Below are 13,836 nucleotides of genomic sequence, written 5' to 3'. Positions count from 1 at the left end.
CCGGCCGGCGGTCGCTTGAACGTCAACTTTTTGATCTCAAGCAAGCGGGGAGCACGCTTTAGGCGAGCGGGCTCACTTTAGTCCCAGATGCAAGGAAAGTCGCTTCGCGGCGGCGTCGAATGCCACCAATCTTCGTGACCTGAACAGGGAAGCCTCCGCCTATCCGGCTTCAGCTTTCACCGTGGTCCTTTGTCCGGACATTTTACTCTTTGCAGCCGCGTTTCAAAAATGAAACCGCAATCATGGTAGAGTTCGCGCACTGATTTGCCAGTAGAAGGCGGGTTTGCCAAATGCGTGACACGTCCCCGCGAAATCGAAGTGATCCTATGCCGACCGCGCCAACACTTGAACTTCGCCGCTATTCACGGCTGAGAAATTTGCGAGAGCGCGCAGAACGCCAAGGTGCTGCATTGCAGTTCTGGGCGCGTACGGCATCGCTCGCCGTGATCTCCTGCTTCTTTTCATTAATCAGCCGCTGGGATGCCTCTCTGCTCTTCGTGCTGGCGGGCCTCATGTTGTTCCAACTCGTCGGCCTGATCCAGTTTCGCTTTGCGCGCCGTCGCAACGCGCCATGGTGGATCGGTTATCTCGTAGGCACGCTGGACATCGTTCTGTTGACCGTTCTGCTGGTAACGCCCAACCCGTTTTCCCTGGAGGTCGCGCCGGCCGCGATGCAACTGCGCGAAGGCAGCTTCAAATTCCTGTTGATTTTCGTGTGCCTTGGCGCGCTGACCCTTTCGACCCGATTGGCGCTCTATCTCGGAGCGCTCGCAGCCTTGACGTGGACGATCGGGGTGGGATGGGTGATTCTTCATGCGGGAACCGTCCTTCCGGCGACGAACCTCTATTCGCTGCCGACGACAGAGCGACTGAACCTCTATCTCAATCCCAATTTCGTCGACACATTCGCGCAGGCGACCAACGTGTTGGTTGTGCTGATTATCGGCGCGATCATGGCGTTGGTCGTCTCTCGTTCTCGACATCTGTCGGAAGACTATGTCAAGGCAGAGCGCGCCCGCGCCAATCTCGCCCGGCATTTTTCGCCAAATGTCGTCGACCAGCTCGCCGCGGATGACGAGCCCTTCGGTCCGGTCCGCCGGCAGGATATCGCGGTACTGTTCGCCGACATCGTCGGCTTCACACACTATTCCGAGGATCATCCGGCCGAAGCAGTGTTCGAACTTCTGCGTCAGTTCCACCGTCGCATGGAGCAGGTCGTTTTCGACCACCATGGCACCGTCGACAACTATATCGGCGATTGCATCATGGCCACATTCGGGGTTCCGCAAGCCAGCCATAACGACGCAACCCGAGCCATCCAGTGCGCTGAAGCGATGATCGCCGCTCTCGAAGACTGGAATGTGCAGCGGGTGTCCAGGGGATACCCGTCGCTGGACGTTCGGATCGGTGCACAATATGGCGCAGTCGTCATCGGTGCGGTCGGCAGCGAGCGCAATCTTTCCTTCGCGGTGGTGGGCGACACCGTCAACGTCGCCAGCCGTTTGCAGGCGCTTTGCCGTGAACTTCAGGCAAACATTTGCTTTGGGTCACGACTGATAGAAGCCGCGAAGGCGGAATCGCCCACGACACAGTTGAATGCGCGCGATCATGGGCCGGTGAGCATCCGCGGTCGGGATGAACCGGTCCATGTCTGGGTCGAACACAGAGCCGAAAACCAGGGTGCTGTTGCGGTTTCGGCGTGATATAGCCGCCATGTGAAACGCCTGCATCTGCCGGAAAGTTCACGCCTGAAGGCATCATGCGCTCGCAGGCACTGAGCGAGGCGTCGATGTTCCTCTATCTGCGCGATCTCGAGGAGTGCGAAATCGTCTCAGCATGATTGCATCTGGCGGCTGAGCTTGCCGCGCACGGCCCCGGCGGTGCCGACGGCGCCATTGACCGCGCCCATCATCTTCATCTGCCCGGCGGTCTCGTTCATGCGCGCCCGGCAATCCTGCATTTTCCTGGTCGCCTCGACTGCAGCCAGGGCTTCGCCAAGACCTTCCGGCGAGTCCGGGCCGGCCGCCAGCTCCGCCAATTGCGCATGCTGGTCTGGCGTGATCGGCGGGCTGGCGGCCGTCTGGCTGCAGCTGGAAGCCAGCAGGCAGATAAGCATTGCGATCGGGCTGCCCCGCCTGACACGTGCCGTGGCTGGGAAATGCCGCGATGTTCGGCCTCGAGGCTCCCGCCCGGAGTTGCTTTTCCCGCCGCCCATTTCCTGTTGCCCAACATCCTATCGCGCCATCGCCGGGCCGAGGACGAGGCTGCGGATTTTCGGCGTCAGCGGCCTGACGACGTCGGCGAAGGGGTCGCCCTCGGCCCGCAAAGCCATCAACCCTTCGACCTCTTCGTCGATGGCCGCGATGGTCTCCGTCTTCTGTGCGTCGGTCAGCTCCCTCATGCCGGATATGGCATTCCTGAGCTTGACGAAAATGGCATCGAGTTCCGCGACCGGCATCGTCGCCAGGAACCCGCGAATGGTCTCGCCAAGCGCGACCTTCCAGCTGTCGGCCGTGAAGCCGGCTGTGCCGATCAAGCCCTTGTCCGCGGCATCGCGCTCGTACCAGTCCTCGATCAGGCCGACGACCGCCGACGCATCCCGCGCTGTCAGCGCCAAGGCATGCGGGCTGTCGAACATCATGCCGGCAAGTGCGAGCGCGCCGGCCAGCCGGCGCATGGCTGCGAAACGCCGCTCAGCCATAACAGTCCTTCACAACGCCGGCCCGGGCACTGCTCGTCGCCTGGGACTGCAGAACCGAGCCGCCGATCGAGGCGGCCTGGCCGGCAATGACCCCACCATTGCCGGCCAGACCGCCAAGACCCCCCGCCATCGACAGGACACCGCCGAGCAGAGCCGCATTGGTCTGCGCCTTCGCCGCCTTCTTGGCGGCCTCGGCGCAGGCGGTTTCCGTCGATGGTTCGTTCCGGGCCTTGTTGCTGCCGGCCGCGCTCGCGATCGATGCCGGGTTGCTGTCGGCCTGGCCCGTTTGGCAGCCCGCCAGGGCAATGGTCAGGGCCACGAAAAAGCTTTTTTTCATGGTGCTGCTCATCATCGGGCAGCGCGCGGCGGCAGCTTGACCTCGCGGTGATCGGTCACCGTGTTGCCCAACGCGATCGACAGCAGATAGGCACGCGGATTGAAGCCCGCCGCGGCCAGTGCCGACAGCGTCTTGAACAGTTGCAAATGAAACATCGTGCCCCCTTGGATTGCCGCCAATACGGTTCCGGTTTCGGAATCGCGCCGCAAACTAGGGGCATCAAAGGGGGACAGCTTGGACAGAACGGCACTGAAAGCGGCCAAAACGGCCCGGTATTGACGTTTTGCAGGCCGCGGCGCATATGACCGCGCTCTTGGCATGGGGGTGTCGATGACTGCGACGATGGGGCCATCAGCTTCGTTCAGGCTGGCGACGGAGATGTTTCCGGAGCGGGATCGCGTCGAGATTACGCGCGAGGTTTACGGCCGCACGGTTCTGAGGGTGGACCTCGATCCGCTGGCGCCGGCGCAGATTGACATGCGGGTGCGCGCGTTGCCGGGCCTCGGCATCGCCACCGGCAGCTCATCGGAATTCCGGGTGCATCGCACATCGTCGCTGATCGACAACGACGACTTCGTTCTTCTGGCGGCCCTCGATGGGGGCAGCGTGATGAAGCACCGCGGCCGCGAGGAGGCGGTTGGCAACGGCCAGGCGCTGATGATGAGCGGTGAAGAGGTTGGCCTCAACCTGATCGGCGCCGGCGGGTTCCGCTTCATCAATCTGAGTTTTTCGCGCAAGCAGCTTTCGCCTCTGATCGGCGATCCGGCAGCGGTCCTTATGCGGCCCTTGCCGACCCAAAGCGGGGCGATGCGGCTGTTGCTCGACTATATCAACTCGATCCAGGAGGTCGGAGACGAGTTGACTGCGGAGGCCTGTCACCTTGCGACGACGCATGTCTTCGACCTTGCCGCACTCGCCATGGGCGCGACCAGGGATGCGGCCCAGATCGCGCGCGGCCGTGGCGTCAGCGTTGCCCGCTTGCGCGCCATCAAGGCCGATATCGTCGCGCATGGTGGCCATGTCGACCTGTCGGCGCAGGACGTCGCCGCCCGCCACCGACTGTCGGCCCGCTATGTCCGCAAGCTGTTCGAGAGCGATGGCACATCCTTGATTGATATCATGATGAACCAGCGGCTGGCGCGTGCCCATCGCATGCTCGGCGATCCGCGCCATGCCGGACGCAGCATCACCGCGATCGCCTACGAGGCCGGCTTCAACGATCTTTCCTATTTCAACCGGGCGTTCCGCCGCCGTTATGACGCCACTCCCTCGGACGTGCGCGCTGCGGCTTGCAAGCACTGACGCCAAAGAGCCGCCGGTCGGCGGCGCTCCCGTGCCCGGCCGTCCATGCTGTTGGACTCATTTGATCGCGTCTATTCGGCGGCCTTTGCCCCGGGATCGGCAACCTTGTCGTCCCAGACCATCTGCCGGTAGTCGAAACCATATTCCAGCGTCGGTTTGACGATGCGGAAATAGGGCGACAGGTCGAAATCGCGCGGCGTGTAGAGCGAGTGGTGGCGGATGTGCAGGATTTCCTTGCGCGAATAGTTCGACTGCGCGGAGGCTCGGCCGGGCGCACGGGTGATTTCGGGCAGGATCGGATAGCGGATCTGGCCATAGGCCTCGGCGATCAGCGTCGAGCAGATCGCCCGTGTCGGGTCGCCGGAGCCGAAGGCCAGCATGCGGCGGCGCCAGCGCACCGGCACCGGCGGTGTCGGAAAGAAAAAACGCAGCATGTCGAAAATGTTCTTGAGGTCGTATTTCAGGCCGAGCCTGCCGATCATGAAGGCGACGACCTTGTCGCGATCCTCCGGCGCCAGCCCGCTCGCCCGGCAGATGCGGGTGTTGTAGGTGCGGTAGCGCGACAATGGCACGGCGACGCAGCCTTCGCCGATCGTGACCTCGATCAGGCGCGGCCGTTCCGAGCCGTCTTCCGGCGCGGGCAAGGCATCGCCGACATAGAAGGCCGCATGCGACCAGGTCGACTGGGTCAGGTACTTGATCGCCGCCGAGATCTTCTGATTGCCCTCGATCAGTAGGATGTCGCCCGGCTCAAGCGTGCGGCGCAGCGTTTCGGCATCGGACGGAGTGTAGGGCTCGTAGCCGGACGATTCTCCCTGCAGCCGGCCGGCAAGCCAGCGGCCAAGTCGATCCAGAAGCGTGTCGCCGGGCTCGGTCATGCCCCATGGCGATTAGCATGGGCGGGTAATGAGGGCTAGCGCACGCCTTCCTCCCCCGTCCGGAGCGCGAGGAAGAGCGTCCTACGATGCCGCGGCCTCTTCCGGCGGCGCAGCCAGATCGTCGCGCGCCTTGCGGGCCAGTTTGCGTGTCGAGCGTTTGGGATTGTCGCCGAACAGCTCGGCCGCTTCGGCCAGGCAGCTCTTCTTCAGCTGCTTCTCCGACCGTTTCAACAGCTTGCCCAGAAGTTTCGTGTCCTCGGGCAGCCCGAGTGGCCGGTCGTCGGCCTCGAGCAGCGCGCGCATCACCAGCACATCGTGCAGGTCGCCCAGCCGCTCGCCCAGTTCGTCGACCGCCTTGCGCCGGGCCTTGATCGGTGTCGGCCACAGCCTGCCGAGCAGCGACAGATGCATGCCGTGGGTCTTGGCCGCCTTGCGCAAATCGTGGAAATCATCGGCCGCGCCCCGCGATCTGGCCTTGTCGAGCGCCTTCCTGGCACGGCGCAGCGTGACGCGGGCACCTTCGGCAAGCACGTCGGCCGCCTGTTCCGGCTGGTCGGGCAAGGCCAACGCTTCGACGCGTTTGAGGCCATCCTTGCAAGCGGCGGTCGCCGCGCCGATCGCCGCCTCGAGCCCGCTGCCTTCGTGCAGTTCATGCTGGCGCGCGATCAGCCTGTCGCGCGCAGCAGTAAGCCCATCGTCGGCGCTCTCCTTGGGAAAGCTCGCCGCCAGCCGGTCGATCGTTTCGATCAGCGCTGTCGCCTCGCGCGGGCCGGCAAGCAGGCCTGCCACATTGCGATAGCACTGGTTCTCGGTCTCACAGAACGTTTCGTCTCCGGAACGAACAAGCCGCAGCAGGGCGCGGGCGCTCTTCAGTCGCTTGCGGCACTTGTGCAGCGCCTGTTCCGGCCGGCTCCGTGCGGCGTCAAGGTGATGCAGCGCCTTGCCGATTTCCTCGGCAAGGATACGCCTGACCTCGCCGGTCAGCGGCAGGCGCGGATCGATACGAAAGCTCATGCGGCGATCTCCGGTATCCCCCCAAGGGCGAGCGACGCGTTGTAGAATTTTGACTCGCCGGTGACTTCGCGGCCGAGCCAATCAGGCAGCATTTCGTCCGGCACGTCCTCCGGCGTCTCAAGTTCGGCGATCACAAGTCCCGCAAGTGGACCGCCGAAGACATCGATTTCGTAGAGATAGCCACGGTGCCTAACATGGTGACGTGTCTTCTCGATGACACGTCCGATGGCGAAGTCCAGCATCTCCACCGCCTCCGAGAGCGGGATCGAGTATTCGAATTCGTCGCGTTCGCGCGCCTTGCTGCCGAATTTGAGTGTCAGCTTGGCGGAACCGCCATCGCTGATGCGGATGCGCACCGTGCGCCCGGGGCCGGCAGCGAGATAGAACTGGAGAATGCGGATATTGGCCTCGGCCAGTTCCCGCCATGCGGTGCTGGTGACCAGGAATTTTCGTTCGACTTCCTTGCCCATGGCCGGGCACTAAAGCGTTTGCCGCCGTCGATGGCAAGATAATGACGAACAGAAGTTGACTTTAATCAATCGTTTGATTAAACTGCGCTCATGGTCAAACTGCCTGAGCCCAAAATTCTTCGCCGCGAGCCCGCCGAGATGACGCGCGCGGCCCTTGTCCAGGCGGCGCTGAAGCTGTTCGGAAGGCAGGGCTTCGATGGCACCTCGACGCGCGAGATCGCCGCCGAGGCGCGAGCCAATATAGGCTCGATCGCCTATCATTTCGGCGGCAAGGAGGGTCTTCGCGCCGCTGCCGCCGACTTTATCGTCGAGACCATCCAGGGTGTAGCCGGCCAGGCGCTCGGCAATGTACAGGCGCCTGCGCCGGGACCAGCCAATCCGGAGGCGGCGCAAGCGCTACTCTTCGCGGCGCTGGAGCGGATGGTCGGCTTTGTCGTGGCCAGCCCGCAGGCCGGCGAGATCGTGCAGTTCGTGTTGCGTGAGCTTTCGCATCCGACGGCAGCCCTCGACCGCATCTATGACGGCGTCTTCGAGCCGACGCATCGCCGGCTGTGCCAGCTCTGGGAACAGGCGACCGGCGAGCCCGCCGAAAGCGAGGCCACAAGGCTCACCGTGTTCACGCTGATTGGCCAGGTCATCTATTTCCGCATCGGCCGCGAGGCGGTGATGCGCCGCATGGGCTGGAAAGACATCGGCGCCGCCGAGGCGGCCAAGGTGGTGGCGGTCACATCGGGTAATCTCAAGGCCATATTGGCTTCCAAAAAGAGCAAAGCATGAAGGGGCAAAGACCATGAGCTTTCTGTGTTCGCTGCCGCTCGCCGCGCAGCTCTTCTCGGCCTGTGCCCCGGCTGCCCCGCTGGCCGTCGGCTATGTCGAAGGCGACTATGTGCTGCTGGCGCCGATCGAGGTGGCGCAGGTCGAGACCGTGACCGTCAAGCGCGGCGATCGTGTCACGCCCGGCACCACCGTTGTGACGCTGGAAAGCGCCGATGCAAAGATCGCGGTGGCGCAGGCGCAGGCAGGCCTTGCCCAGGCGCAGGCGCAATTGGCCGATCTGCAGATCGGCAAGCGGCCGGAAGAGATCGCCGTGCTGAAGGCCGAGGTCGACATGGCCAGCGCCCAGGCCGCCGACGCCAAGCGCAAATACGACCGCGCCGCCGATCTGTTCAAGCGCGGCGCCGGCACGCAAGCCGATTTCGACACCGCGTCGGCCACGCTGGAAACGGCCAATGCGCAGGTCGGCCAGGCCAATGCCAATCTCGCCGTCGGCGGCCTGCCTGCACGGGCCGAAACGATCAAGGCCGCCGACAATCAGGTCAAGCAGGCGCAGGCCGCGTTGGAGCAGGCGCAGTGGCGGCTATCGAAGCGGGTGCTGGCAGCGCCTTCGCCGGGCCGCGTCAACGATGTCATCCGCAATCCGGGCGACACATCAGGTCCGACCGCGCCGGTGATTTCGATCCTGCCCGACGGCGCGGTGAAGCTCAGCGTCTACATCCCGGAGAGCGCCTTCTCCTCGGTCAAGGTCGGCACCTTGCTCGGCGTCCATTGCGACGGCTGCGGCCCGGATGTGAAGGCGCGCGTCAGCTACGTGTCGCCCGATCCTGAGTTCACGCCGCCGGTGATCTATTCGTTGGAGAACCGGCAGAAGCTGGTCTACCTGGTCGAGGCGCGGCCGGAGGGCGATGCCGGGCCGCTGCAGCCCGGCCAGATCGTCGATGTTGATCTCGCGGACAGCGCAAGATGAACGCCATCGACGTCCACGGCCTGGTCAAGCGATTTGGCGACAAGACCGTCGTCGACCATGTGACGATGTCGGTCGCCGAGGGCGAGATCGTCGGCTTTCTCGGCCCCAACGGTTCGGGCAAGACCACCACCATCCGCATCATGTGCGGCCTGCTGACGCCGGACGAAGGCGAAGGCACGGTGCTCGGCTTCAACATCCGCACCGACAGCCTGCGCATCAAGCGTGAAGTCGGCTACATGACGCAGAAATTCTCGTTCTACGAGGATCTGACGATCGGCGAGAATCTCGAATTCGTGGCGCGGCTCTACCGGCTGAAGCCGGTTGAAGAGCATGTCGCGAGCACGTTGGAGGACCTCGGCCTGACGTCGCGCCGCAACCAGCTGGCCGGCACCTTGTCGGGCGGCTGGAAGCAGCGGCTGGCGTTGGCCGCCTGCATCATGCACAAGCCGAAATTGCTGCTGCTCGATGAGCCTACGGCCGGTGTCGATCCGAAGGCGCGGCGCGAGTTCTGGGACGAGATCCATCGCCTGGCCAGCGGCGGGCTGACCGTACTGGTCTCCACCCACTACATGGACGAAGCCGAGCGCTGCCACCGCATCAGCTATATTTCCTACGGCAAGATGCTGGCCACCGGCACTGTCACCGAGGTGGTGAGAAATGCCGGGCTGACCACGTTTGTGCTGCAGGGTCCGCGGCTCGATCAGGTCGCCGAAGCGCTTCAGGGCCGCTCCGGCGTCGACCAGGTGGCGCCTTTCGGCGCGACGCTGCATGTCGTCGGCTCCGACAAAAAGAAGCTCGAAGCCGCACTCGTCGACGTCGAGAAAGAGCACAAGGGCGTGAAAGTTTCGCCCGGCGAAACCAGCCTCGAGGACGTCTTCATCCAGTTCATGTCCGGCTCGAAGGACAACATGGCATGAACAGCGTCTTTTCCTTCGCCCGGCTTGGCGCGCTGCTGATCAAGGAATTCATCCAGATGCGGCGCGACCGCATCACCTTCGCCATGATGCTCGGCGTGCCGCTGATACAGTTGGTGCTTTTCGGCTACGCCATCAACAACGACCCGAAAAGCCTGCCGGCAGCACTCGTGGCGACGAGCAACGATCCCTACACGCGTGCCATTGTCGCGGCGCTGCAGACCACCGGCTACTATCGTTTCGACCATGTCGCACAAAGTGCCGCCGAGGCCGAGTTCCTGATATCGCGCGGCGACGTCGCCTTCGTCGTCACCATCCCGGCCGATTTCGCCAGGCGGGTGGAGAGCGGCAACAACCCGCAGATACTCATCGAGGCCGACGCCACCGACCCGGCGGTGGCCAGCGGCGCCATCTCGACGCTCGGCACAGTCGCCAGCCAGGCGCTGCTGAGGGCGCAAGGCACGCAGGAAGCCGCCGCCGAGGCTGCCAAGGGTCGGCTCGATGTCGTCGTACACCGGCGCTACAATCCCGAAGGCATCTCGCAATACAACATCGTGCCCGGCCTGCTCGGCGTCATCCTGCAGATGACCATGGTGATGATGACCTCGATCGCGCTGACCCGCGAGACCGAGCGCGGCACGATGGAGAACCTGCTGGCGATGCCGTCCAGCCCGCTCGAGATCATGATGGGCAAGGTGCTGCCCTATCTGGCGGTCGGCGGCGTGCAGGTGGTGGTGGTGCTGGCGGCGGCGAAGCTTCTGTTCGCCATCCCCTTCACCGGGTCGATGTCGCTGCTCCTGACCGCCGTGCTGATCTTCGTGCTGGCGCTGGTGCTGCTCGGCTATACGATTTCCACCATCGCCCGCACGCAGATGCAGGCCCTGCAACTGACCTTCTTCTTCTTCCTGCCGTCGATCATGCTGTCGGGTTTTATGTTCCCTTATCGCGGCATGCCGGACTGGGCGCAAATCTTCGGCGAGATCTTCCCGCTGACGCATTTCCTGCGCATCACCCGCGCGGTGATGCTGAAGGGCGCGGAACTGCCGGCAGTGTCAACGGAGATCGGCTGGCTGGTGGTGTTCGTGGTCTTGTTTGCCGGCGTGGCACTGGTGCGGTTCAGGCGGACGCTGGATTAGGATCAACTGATCGGTGGGCAGTAGGTAATCTCAGATGATTGACGCACAGAGGCTATTGCCCCGGAACAAGCACGATCTCGACTCGATCCCCTTCATCGTCGAGGCGGGCTATTCCGCGATTGCGCCGATACTGGACGAACTGCTGGACTGGACTGCCGACAGCAATTGGCCGGTAGCCAGACCTCTCGCCGATTTCCTTGTTACCTTGGGACCACCACTGATTGATCCGCTTTCGCGGACCCTTCGAGGAACGGATGGAGCTCGAAAGTGGCACTGCATCAGCTTGATCGTGAGGGAACTGCCGGTCGACGTTCTCGGTGGCTTGGAAGAGGACCTGCGGCGACTGGCGGATCACCCAAGCGAAGATGACAGACAAGAAGAGGTCGATATCCAAGCGCGCGAGGCTTTGCTTCGTTTCGAACGCATGAGCCGCCCTGCCTAAGCAGCCGCCATGATCCCGGCATACGTCCCGAAATCGACATTGCCGCCCGACAGCACCACGGCAACGCATTTGCCGGACAGCTCGATCTCACCCGATGACAGTGCCGCCAGCGCCACGCAGCCGCCGGGCTCGACCACCAGCTTGAGATAGGCCATGGCGTCGCGCATCGCCTGCGCCGCCGCCTGGTCCGAGACGGCGATGCCACCGGTGAGATTCCTGCGGTTGATCTCGAAGGTGATCACGCCAGGCTCGGCGGTCAGCAGCGCGTCGCAGATGGAGCTATGGCCGGGCTCGTTCGAAACCCTGGCACCGGCGGCCAGCGACCGGCGGGTGTCGTCGAAATGCTCGGGCTCCACGGCCCAGATCGCGGTGTCAGGCGAGGCGTCCTTGACGGCAACGGAGATGCCACTCGACAAGCCGCCGCCGCCGCAGGGGACGATCACCGCGTCGAGGTCGACGCCAAGCGCCGTTGCCTGGCGCATCAATTCGAGACCGATCGTGCCCTGGCCGGCAATGATGGCCGGATCGTCGAAAGGCGGGACCAGCACCATGCCTCTTTCCATGTAAGGGCGGATCACTGTCATGCGGTCGTCGCGAAAGCGGTCGAACGGCACCACCTCCGCTCCCATCTTGCGCACGTTGGCGATCTTCATCGCCGGCGCGTCTGAAGGCATGGCGATGACCGCCTTGACGCCGAACATCGCAGCCGACGCCGCGACGCCTTGCGCATGATTGCCCGACGAGAAGGCAACGACGCCACGTCTGCGTTCTTCGTCACCGAGCAACGACAGCTTGTTGTAGGCGCCGCGGAACTTGAACGAGCCGGTACGCTGCAGCGTCTCCGGCTTGAACAGGATGCGGCCGCCGAAGCGCCTGTTCAGCTCCTGCGATTCGATCAACGGGGTTTCGACGATCAGGCCGGAGAGACGCGCGGCGGCGGCGTGGATGTCGGCGATGCCGGGAAGGGATATGGCGTTCATGTGAGGTCCAGTGGACAGGATCTTTTCATGATGCCCGCAAACAGATGTGGCGCACCAATGAAAAAATGTGACCGTTACAAAGTTTGGCGGGCGATCGCCAACGCCACGGCTGCACGCCCCCCTCTGGCCTGCCGGCCATCTCCCCCTCGAGGGGGGAGATTACGCACTCAGTCGACTTCGCCACCTATTAACGGTGCAAGGTGAGCGGAACGACGAAGCTGCCAATCTCCCCCCTTGAGGGGGAGATGTCCGGCAGGACAGAGGGGGGCGCTGGCCCGCAGACATCCCCCATGTTCAGCCGAGTAACGTCCTCTGCCTCTTGCCCCCACCCAGCTTGCGCCAGTTGTTGAAACGGTGGCTGGCGGCGGCAAAGGATATCTTCATCTGCTGGGCGACCGAGTAGCGCGACTTGCCCTCGTCGAACATGCGGTAGCAGCACTCGACGCCCTCCTCCGTCAGTTTGCCGTCCGGCGCCTTGTTGTGCGGGTTGGCGGGGTCGAATTTCTCGACCTGCTGCTCGACCAGGCCCTTCAGGCGCTGCAGGTCGGCCTCGATGCTGGCGATGAGATCGAGAACGGGCTTGGGATCATAGGGGTGCGGAGGCTGTTTTGCCGTCATCTGCCGGTTCCTTGTTCTTGGCTTGAGTCCAGCAATATAGGTGAACATTCACTGATAATGAAGAGTCACCGCGGGCGTGGGGCTTCAACAATTCTTGACCGCGACCCAAGCGCGCAATTGACCGAAGACGTTCAAAACCCTAGTTTAGAACCATTCTAAACTAGGGTGAATTCCTCATGCTTTCCCGTGTTTTCGGCTTCGGCCGCCGCCCCTTCGAATCGCTCTCCGAACAGGAGATCCTGGCGCTGGCCATTTCCTCCGAGGAGGATGACGGCCGCATTTACCGGGCCTATGCCGACGGGCTGACGGAAAACTTCCCGCAATCGGCAAAAGTGTTCGAGGAGATGGCCGAGGAAGAGGATGGCCATCGCGATGCGTTGATCGAGCTTTTCCGCAAGCGGTTCGGCGAGCGCATACCGCTGATCCGGCGCGAACATGTGAAGGGTTATTACGAGCGCAAGCCCGACTGGCTGGTGCGGCCGCTCGGCATCGAGCACGTGCGCAGCCATGCCGAGGCGATGGAGCGGCAAGCCTACCTTTTCTATGTCGAGGCGGCCAAGCGCACGGCAGATGCTTCGACGCGAAAACTGCTCGACGATCTGGCGGTGGCCGAACTGGGCCATGAAACGCTGGCGCAGCGGTTGGAGCAGAAACATGTGCCGGGCGAAGTGAAGGATGAAGAGACCGCCGCCGAGCAGCGCCAGTTCATCCTCACCTATGTGCAACCAGGGCTGGCCGGGCTGATGGACGGGTCGGTGTCCACCCTGGCGCCGATCTTTGCCGCTGCCTTTGCCACGCACGACACCTGGCAGACGCTGCTGGTCGGGCTTGCCGCCTCGATCGGCGCCGGCATTTCGATGGGCTTCACCGAAGTCGCTTCCGACGACGGCAAGCTGTCGGGCCGCGGCTCGCCGATCAAGCGCGGTCTGACCGTCGGCATCATGACGACGCTGGGCGGTCTCGGACACGCGCTCCCCTATGTCATTCCGCATTTCTGGACGGCCACCGGGGTTGCCGCGGTGGTGGTGTTCTTCGAATTGTGGGCGATCGCCTTTGTCCAGAACCGCTACATGCAGACGCCCTTCCTGCGTGCCGCCTTCCAGGTGGTGCTGGGCGGCGCCCTGGTGTTCGCGGCCGGCGTGCTGATCGGGAATGCATAGCTTTTTCCCTTCCCCCCTTGTGGGGGAAGGTGGATCGGCGCGCAGCGCCGAGACGGATGAGGGGTGTTCCAGCGGAGTGAGACGTTGGCGTTCCCTGGAACACCCCTCATCCGTCGCCTGCGGCGACACCTTCTCCCACA

17 protein-coding genes are annotated in these 13,836 nt (G+C 63.6%); 8 read left to right on the top strand and 9 right to left on the bottom strand.

Translation table 11 applies throughout. The annotated features are described in order from the left end of the window. Nucleotides 1-326: 326 nt before the first annotated feature. A complete protein-coding gene (locus EOB80_RS32025; RefSeq protein WP_127320693.1) occupies nucleotides 327-1,703 on the top strand; it encodes an adenylate/guanylate cyclase domain-containing protein in 1,377 nt (458 codons plus the stop codon). A 128-nt stretch (nucleotides 1,704-1,831) separates the two neighbouring features. Here the strand turns inward: EOB80_RS32025 and EOB80_RS32015 are convergent, their stop codons facing one another. The 4 genes from EOB80_RS32015 to EOB80_RS32000 form a co-directional block, all read right to left on the bottom strand. Further along, the gene (locus EOB80_RS32015; protein ID WP_164762803.1) at nucleotides 1,832-2,116 is read right to left on the bottom strand and encodes a hypothetical protein; all 285 of its coding nucleotides are present in this window, start codon (nucleotides 2,114-2,116) and stop codon (nucleotides 1,832-1,834) included. Between the two features lie 117 nt (nucleotides 2,117-2,233). Beyond that, a complete protein-coding gene (locus EOB80_RS32010; RefSeq protein ID WP_127331920.1) occupies nucleotides 2,234-2,701 on the bottom strand; it encodes a hypothetical protein in 468 nt (155 codons plus the stop codon). Further along, nucleotides 2,694-3,050 carry a hypothetical protein gene (locus EOB80_RS32005; RefSeq protein ID WP_164762802.1) on the bottom strand — a complete coding sequence of 119 codons (357 nt, stop codon included), beginning with the start codon at nucleotides 3,048-3,050 and terminating at the stop codon, nucleotides 2,694-2,696. The genes EOB80_RS32010 and EOB80_RS32005 overlap by 8 nt, the downstream gene beginning before the upstream one ends. Next, the gene (locus EOB80_RS32000; RefSeq protein WP_127331916.1) at nucleotides 3,050-3,193 is read right to left on the bottom strand and encodes a hypothetical protein; all 144 of its coding nucleotides are present in this window, start codon (nucleotides 3,191-3,193) and stop codon (nucleotides 3,050-3,052) included. Before EOB80_RS32000 ends, EOB80_RS32005 begins: the two co-directional genes overlap by 1 nt. A gap of 175 nt (nucleotides 3,194-3,368) precedes the next feature. On the opposite strand from EOB80_RS32000, the gene EOB80_RS31995 reads away from it, so the two are divergent. Further along, a complete protein-coding gene (locus tag EOB80_RS31995; RefSeq protein ID WP_127331914.1) occupies nucleotides 3,369-4,340 on the top strand; it encodes an AraC family transcriptional regulator in 972 nt (323 codons plus the stop codon). Nucleotides 4,341-4,411: 71 nt separating this feature from the next. Here the strand turns inward: EOB80_RS31995 and EOB80_RS31990 are convergent, their stop codons facing one another. From EOB80_RS31990 to EOB80_RS31980, 3 genes are all read right to left on the bottom strand, one after another. Further along, on the bottom strand, nucleotides 4,412-5,218 hold the full coding sequence (locus EOB80_RS31990) for a YiiX/YebB-like N1pC/P60 family cysteine hydrolase (protein ID WP_127331912.1): 807 nt from the start codon (nucleotides 5,216-5,218) through the stop codon (nucleotides 4,412-4,414). A gap of 81 nt (nucleotides 5,219-5,299) precedes the next feature. Continuing rightward, nucleotides 5,300-6,232, bottom strand: coding sequence for a CHAD domain-containing protein (locus EOB80_RS31985; protein WP_127331910.1), 933 nt, complete (start codon nucleotides 6,230-6,232; stop codon nucleotides 5,300-5,302). Next, a complete protein-coding gene (locus EOB80_RS31980) occupies nucleotides 6,229-6,702 on the bottom strand; it encodes a CYTH domain-containing protein (RefSeq protein ID WP_127268427.1) in 474 nt (157 codons plus the stop codon). Before EOB80_RS31980 ends, EOB80_RS31985 begins: the two co-directional genes overlap by 4 nt. 90 nt (nucleotides 6,703-6,792) lie before the next feature. On the opposite strand from EOB80_RS31980, the gene EOB80_RS31975 reads away from it, so the two are divergent. The 5 genes from EOB80_RS31975 to EOB80_RS31955 are packed head-to-tail and all read left to right on the top strand — an operon-like array spanning nucleotide 6,793 to nucleotide 10,938. Continuing rightward, a complete protein-coding gene (locus EOB80_RS31975) occupies nucleotides 6,793-7,479 on the top strand; it encodes a CerR family C-terminal domain-containing protein (protein WP_127320690.1) in 687 nt (228 codons plus the stop codon). A gap of 13 nt (nucleotides 7,480-7,492) precedes the next feature. Next, complete coding sequence (locus tag EOB80_RS31970; RefSeq protein WP_127320689.1) at nucleotides 7,493-8,446, top strand: HlyD family efflux transporter periplasmic adaptor subunit; 954 nt, start codon at nucleotides 7,493-7,495, stop codon at nucleotides 8,444-8,446. Beyond that, nucleotides 8,443-9,363, top strand: a complete 921-nt coding sequence (locus EOB80_RS31965) for an ABC transporter ATP-binding protein (RefSeq protein ID WP_127331908.1) — start codon at nucleotides 8,443-8,445, stop codon at nucleotides 9,361-9,363. The genes EOB80_RS31970 and EOB80_RS31965 overlap by 4 nt, the downstream gene beginning before the upstream one ends. Next, nucleotides 9,360-10,496, top strand: coding sequence for an ABC transporter permease (locus EOB80_RS31960; protein WP_127331906.1), 1,137 nt, complete (start codon nucleotides 9,360-9,362; stop codon nucleotides 10,494-10,496). The genes EOB80_RS31965 and EOB80_RS31960 overlap by 4 nt, the downstream gene beginning before the upstream one ends. A gap of 34 nt (nucleotides 10,497-10,530) precedes the next feature. Next, nucleotides 10,531-10,938: a DUF5071 domain-containing protein gene (locus EOB80_RS31955; RefSeq protein ID WP_127331904.1), complete on the top strand. Its 408-nt coding sequence runs from the start codon at nucleotides 10,531-10,533 to the stop codon at nucleotides 10,936-10,938. On the opposite strand, the gene EOB80_RS31950 is transcribed toward EOB80_RS31955, so the two are convergent. Then, nucleotides 10,935-11,918, bottom strand: coding sequence for a threonine/serine dehydratase (locus EOB80_RS31950; RefSeq protein ID WP_127331902.1), 984 nt, complete (start codon nucleotides 11,916-11,918; stop codon nucleotides 10,935-10,937). The genes EOB80_RS31955 and EOB80_RS31950 overlap by 4 nt on opposite strands. A gap of 294 nt (nucleotides 11,919-12,212) precedes the next feature. Continuing rightward, nucleotides 12,213-12,536, bottom strand: coding sequence for a hypothetical protein (locus EOB80_RS31945; RefSeq protein ID WP_023813492.1), 324 nt, complete (start codon nucleotides 12,534-12,536; stop codon nucleotides 12,213-12,215). Between the two features lie 176 nt (nucleotides 12,537-12,712). Between EOB80_RS31945 and mbfA the strand changes: the two genes are divergently transcribed. Continuing rightward, entirely contained in the window at nucleotides 12,713-13,696 is a 984-nt protein-coding gene (mbfA, locus tag EOB80_RS31940; RefSeq protein ID WP_127331900.1) for an iron exporter MbfA, read from the top strand. Nucleotides 13,697-13,836: the final 140 nt, after the last annotated feature.

Source organism: Mesorhizobium sp. M7A.F.Ca.MR.245.00.0.0, assembly GCF_003997415.1.
In the GTDB taxonomy this organism is placed as follows: domain Bacteria; phylum Pseudomonadota; class Alphaproteobacteria; order Rhizobiales; family Rhizobiaceae; genus Mesorhizobium.
The sequence above is the reverse complement of the archived record's forward strand: the minus strand, read 5'-3'. Positions and strand labels throughout refer to the sequence as shown.

Excerpts from the sequence above, each read along its gene's own strand:
- EOB80_RS31955 (WP_127331904.1), top strand. The coding sequence starts at position 10,531 with ATGATTGACGCACAGAGGCTATTGCCCCGGAACAAGCACGATCTCGAC.
- EOB80_RS32000 (WP_127331916.1), bottom strand. The coding sequence starts at position 3,193 with ATGTTTCATTTGCAACTGTTCAAGACGCTGTCGGCACTGGCCGCGGCG.
- EOB80_RS31965 (WP_127331908.1), top strand. The coding sequence starts at position 8,443 with ATGAACGCCATCGACGTCCACGGCCTGGTCAAGCGATTTGGCGACAAG.
- EOB80_RS31945 (WP_023813492.1), bottom strand. The coding sequence starts at position 12,536 with ATGACGGCAAAACAGCCTCCGCACCCCTATGATCCCAAGCCCGTTCTC.
- EOB80_RS32025 (WP_127320693.1), top strand. The coding sequence starts at position 327 with ATGCCGACCGCGCCAACACTTGAACTTCGCCGCTATTCACGGCTGAGA.
- EOB80_RS31980 (WP_127268427.1), bottom strand. The coding sequence starts at position 6,702 with ATGGGCAAGGAAGTCGAACGAAAATTCCTGGTCACCAGCACCGCATGG.
- EOB80_RS31950 (WP_127331902.1), bottom strand. The coding sequence starts at position 11,918 with ATGAACGCCATATCCCTTCCCGGCATCGCCGACATCCACGCCGCCGCC.
- EOB80_RS31975 (WP_127320690.1), top strand. The coding sequence starts at position 6,793 with ATGGTCAAACTGCCTGAGCCCAAAATTCTTCGCCGCGAGCCCGCCGAG.
- EOB80_RS31970 (WP_127320689.1), top strand. The coding sequence starts at position 7,493 with ATGAGCTTTCTGTGTTCGCTGCCGCTCGCCGCGCAGCTCTTCTCGGCC.
- EOB80_RS32005 (WP_164762802.1), bottom strand. The coding sequence starts at position 3,050 with ATGAGCAGCACCATGAAAAAAAGCTTTTTCGTGGCCCTGACCATTGCC.
- EOB80_RS31990 (WP_127331912.1), bottom strand. The coding sequence starts at position 5,218 with ATGACCGAGCCCGGCGACACGCTTCTGGATCGACTTGGCCGCTGGCTT.
- EOB80_RS31960 (WP_127331906.1), top strand. The coding sequence starts at position 9,360 with ATGAACAGCGTCTTTTCCTTCGCCCGGCTTGGCGCGCTGCTGATCAAG.
- mbfA (WP_127331900.1), top strand. The coding sequence starts at position 12,713 with ATGCTTTCCCGTGTTTTCGGCTTCGGCCGCCGCCCCTTCGAATCGCTC.
- EOB80_RS32010 (WP_127331920.1), bottom strand. The coding sequence starts at position 2,701 with ATGGCTGAGCGGCGTTTCGCAGCCATGCGCCGGCTGGCCGGCGCGCTC.
- EOB80_RS31995 (WP_127331914.1), top strand. The coding sequence starts at position 3,369 with ATGACTGCGACGATGGGGCCATCAGCTTCGTTCAGGCTGGCGACGGAG.
- EOB80_RS31985 (WP_127331910.1), bottom strand. The coding sequence starts at position 6,232 with ATGAGCTTTCGTATCGATCCGCGCCTGCCGCTGACCGGCGAGGTCAGG.
- EOB80_RS32015 (WP_164762803.1), bottom strand. The coding sequence starts at position 2,116 with ATGCTTATCTGCCTGCTGGCTTCCAGCTGCAGCCAGACGGCCGCCAGC.